Origin of the sequence: Nonomuraea sp. NPDC049784 (assembly GCF_040659615.1) — a bacterium.
In the GTDB taxonomy this organism is placed as follows: Bacteria; Actinomycetota; Actinomycetes; order Streptosporangiales; family Streptosporangiaceae; genus Nonomuraea.
In genome coordinates this window covers 1-4026 of the sequence record NZ_JBFAMX010000784.1, presented here as the reverse complement: position 1 = coordinate 4026, position 4026 = coordinate 1, and the positions used below count along the sequence as shown (strand labels likewise).

Sequence of the window (4026 nt, the reverse complement as noted above, 5' to 3'; positions counted from 1 at the left end):
GTCGGCCTCGCTCGCGGCGCGGCGTCGCGGCGGCCGCCTCGCCGGTCCATAACCACGTGGCGGCGGCCAGCGCGCCGGAGGACGCCAGCACGGTCCTCCGGCTGATGTGATGCGCCATCGTCACTGGCCCTTCAGGTAGGCGTCGGCCTGCTTGGCCATCTCCGCCTGGACCTTGGCCAGGCCCGCCCTGTCCAGCGCCTTCTTCAGCTTGTCCAGGCCCTGGTCGACGTCCACCGCGCCGATGAACAGCGGATTGGCGAACTGCGTCATGGCAGCGGTGATCTGGGCGTTCTCCCGCTTGATCGGCTCCGGGTCGGGGACGAAGCTGGCGTAAGGGTCGACGGTGAAGTTGTCGATGTCCTGTGCCCAGTCGAACCACTTGGTCTCGGACTCGGTCATGTCCTTGACCCGGCGCTCCAGCTTGGCCCGCCAGGCGAGGGCGAAGCCGGGGAAGGTGTAGGTGGACACCTTCTCGTACTTGTCGTCGCCGATGGGGTTCCAGTCCTTGCCGGGGATGCCGTAGTTGAGCAGGTCGTGGTTCTCCTTGATCGAGACCCAGTCCTGCAGTTGCATGGCCTTCTCGTTGCTCTGGCCCTTGGCGTTGAGCACGACGAAGTTGTCGCTCTGGAAGGTCTGGTACGGCTTGGCGTTCGCGCCGCCCTTGAGCGGCATCACGTTCGCGATCATCGCCCCGGGCACGTTCTTGGTCAGCTCAGGCAGGGCCGCGGAGGACAGGCCGTCGGTCATGGCCCAGGCGGTGGCGACGCGGCCGGCCTTGAACTGGGAGTCCAGCGCCTTCGAGTCCAGGGTGAGGGCGTTCTTGTTGAACAGCCCGTCCTGGTAGTACTTACGGACCAAGCGCAGGGCGTCCACCATGCCCGGGGCCTCCCAGAACGGGATCGGGTTGGACGAGCCGGTCTGCTTGCCGTCGGCGGCCAGGACGAAGTTGAGCGACTCGCCGGTGAAGGAGGCGAGGCTCATGTGGGGGTTCTCCCACATGTAGGGGTTGAGCCAGCCGACCGGGTTCCAGGCCACCAGCAGCTTGGGCAGCCGGGAGTTGAGCCCGATCGGGGTGATGTCCTTGTTCTTCTGCTTGACGTCGTACCAGAACTTCTCCAGCCCGGCGAAGTCCGTTATGTCGCTCATGCCGTACTTCTCGGCCAGGTCCTGGCGGATGCTGAAGTGGTGGAAGCGGGCGACCGAGTTGATCTGGGGCAGGCCGTAGAGCTTGCCGCTCCACCGGTTCAACTCGATGATCTTCGGGTCGATCGTGGCGGCCAGGTTGGGGTACTTGCCGCTGGACAGCAGGCTGCTCAGCTCGACGATCGAGCCGCCGGCCGCGAGCTGGGTCATGTTGAGCCAGCGCGCCTGCAGCGCGGTGTCGAACTTCTCCCTCGCGGTGAACTTCAGCAGCGCCTGCTGGCCGTAGTTGGTCCACGGGATGAACTGCGGCTTGATGGTGAAGCCCAGGTCCGCCTGGAGCTTCTTGTTGACCTCGGCCAGGATGGCGTCCCATCCGGCCGGCACGTCGCCGGGCAGCAGCATGCTCATCGTGAGCGGCCCACTGCTCTGGCCGCCGGCGGCCGGCTTCGAGGAGTCGTCGGAGCAGGCCGCGAGGAGAGCGGCGATGGACAGGCCGCCGGCGGCCAGCAGGCCTCGCCGCGACATCATGGGGTTGGACACGGTAACTCCAGGAGGTGGGGGGAGCGGGCTCAGCCCTTGGTGGCGCCGAGGGTGATGCCCTTGACGAAGTAGCGCTGGGCGAAGGGGTAGGCGAGCAGGATCGGGCCGATGGTGACGGCAGTGAGAGCCAGCCGGAGCTGGTAGACGGGGGTGGCCGCCTCGGCCAGCTGCGGCAGCATCTGCGTGAACGAGATGTTGGAGATGAGGTTCTGCAGCACGAGCGGGAGCGGGAACTTGTGCACGTCGTCGATGAACAGCAGCGCCATGAACCAGTCGTTCCAGTAGTGCACGGCGTAGAAGAGGCCGACGACGGCGAGGATCGGCTTGGACAGCGGAATCGCGATCGTGAAGAAGATGCGCAGCTCACCGGCACCGTCGATCTTGGCCGACTCGAAGATCGACTCCGGCAGCTGGCGGAAGGCGCTGACCTGGACGAAGACCAGGAACGGCATGACCAGCAGCGGCAGGATCACCGAGAAGTAGCTGTTCTGCAAGTTCAGGTACTGCGTGACCAGCAGATAGAGGGGCACCAGGCCGCCGGAGAACAACATCGGCAGGTACGAGAAGACGGTCAGCGGCCGGCTGATGCCGGGCAGCCGGCGGGCGATCACCCAGCTCAGCCCCGAGGTCACCGCCACGGACAGGGCCGTGCCCACGACTGTGATGAAGACGCTGGCGAAGTAGGCGTCGAGCACCGCCGGACCCGTGAAGATCATCTTGTAGGCGGTGAGGTCGAAGGCCGCGGGGAACAGGCTGTACCCGGTGGTGGCCAGCTCGGACTCGCTGGTGAACGACCCCGAGATGATCATCCAGAACGGGATCGCGCAGGCCAGCACGGCGAAGGAGACGCCGATGATGCTGACGATGGTGAACGGTTCCAGCTTCTTGGCGCTCATAGGATGCTGGTCTCCTTCGAGTACTTGCGCTGGATCAGCACCGCGATCAGCACGAGGACGAAACCCACCACCGACTGGAACAGGCCGACCGCGGCGGTGGTGCCGAAGTCGCCGAGCTGGCGCAGGGCGCGGAAGACGTAGGTGTCGATGACGTCCGTGCTGTCGAACAGGGTGCCGTTGTCCCCGACGATCGCGTAGATGGTGCCGAAGTCGCCGTAGAAGATGCGGCCGACCCCCAGCACCAGCAGGACCGCCGCGGTGGGCTTCAGCAGCGGGAGGGTGATGCGCCAGGCCATCTGGGCCCGCGAGGCTCCGTCGATCATCCCGGCCTCGTAGACCTCCTCGGGGATGCCGGTGATCGCGGCGAGGAATATGACGCTCAGGTAGCCGCCGAGCTGCCAGATCTTCACCACCGTGAGGATCCACGGCCACGGCCCCGGCTCCGTGTACCAGTCCACCGTGGGGAACCCGAGGCCCCCGAGGGCGTCGTTGACCGCCCCGCCCCCGCCGGAGGCCCCGGCCAGCAGCACCTGCAGGATGATGCTGATCACGACCGGGGAGACGAAGTAGGGGAAGAACACGACGGACTGGGAGACCCGCTTGAAGAAGGTGCTGCGGATCTCGTTCAGCATGATCGCCAGAATCATCCCGGCGGCCAGCGTCGCGATCAGGAACAGGATGTTGAGGAAGAGGGTGTTGAACAGGATCCGCGCCGCGTCCCCGGACTCCAGGAAGTAGGCGAAGTTCTCCAGCCCGTTCCACGGGCTGCCGAAGATCCCCAGGTTGACGTCGAACTGCTTGAACGCCACCACCAGGCCGGCCATCGGCAGGTAGTTGAAGACAAGGAAGAAGGCGACCGCCGGCAGCGCGAGCAGCCCGATCGTCCAGCTCGTGCGGACCGCCCCGCGTCGGACGCGGCGCCCGCCCGGCGGCCCGGAAGGCGGTCCCGTCTGAGGCTCTCGCCTGGTCTGTAGCGTGCTCATCACCGAAGTCCCGTCTGAGGCGGCAGCAGGTGGCTCTCTAGGTTGATAGAAACCGGTCGCTGCGAACGCTATGTCCGAGCGGCGGACACGTTCAAGGTTGCGTTACGGAGACGTTACACATCGACCACGGATAACCTGGGAATCCTGGTAGGGCGCTCGTTCGAGATCAGTCAAGACTGGCCGTTGACCATGCGCAGCTGTGCTTCTAGGTTAGAAACCGGTCTCTATCCGAATGGAGGGCTTTCCCTGTGTCCACACGCCCGAAGGCGCTGTTCGCCATGAGCGAGGAACATCTCGCCCTGCTCTTCCCCGCGCCCTTGCTGCGGCGGCTGGACACGCTGGCCGACATCGACGTCGCCCTGGTGGCCGAGCACTTCGACGACCCGCGCCTGCCCCTGGCCGACACCGAGGTCCTCCTCACCGGCTGGGGCTGCCCGCCGCTCGACGAGGCACTGCTCGACGCC

General features: G+C 66.0%; 3 protein-coding genes and 1 pseudogene. 1 reads left to right on the top strand and 3 read right to left on the bottom strand.

The features are described 5' to 3' along the window. Positions 1-120: 120 nt before the first annotated feature. Genes AB0J09_RS58395 through AB0J09_RS58385 form a run of 3 tightly spaced genes read right to left on the bottom strand, consistent with a single transcriptional unit; the run spans position 121 to position 3562 of the window. Positions 121-1683 (bottom strand): ABC transporter substrate-binding protein, encoded by a 1563-nt coding sequence (locus tag AB0J09_RS58395; RefSeq protein ID WP_360711831.1) that lies wholly within the window; start codon positions 1681-1683, stop codon positions 121-123. A gap of 29 nt (positions 1684-1712) precedes the next feature. Next, positions 1713-2579 carry a carbohydrate ABC transporter permease gene (locus AB0J09_RS58390; RefSeq protein WP_360711829.1) on the bottom strand — a complete coding sequence of 289 codons (867 nt, stop codon included), beginning with the start codon at positions 2577-2579 and terminating at the stop codon, positions 1713-1715. Next, complete coding sequence (locus AB0J09_RS58385; protein WP_360711826.1) at positions 2576-3562, bottom strand: ABC transporter permease subunit; 987 nt, start codon at positions 3560-3562, stop codon at positions 2576-2578. Before AB0J09_RS58385 ends, AB0J09_RS58390 begins: the two co-directional genes overlap by 4 nt. Positions 3563-3810: 248 nt before the next feature. On the opposite strand from AB0J09_RS58385, the pseudogene AB0J09_RS58380 reads away from it, so the two are divergent. Next, a pseudogene (locus tag AB0J09_RS58380) lies at positions 3811-4026 on the top strand (hydroxyacid dehydrogenase); the annotation flags it as partial.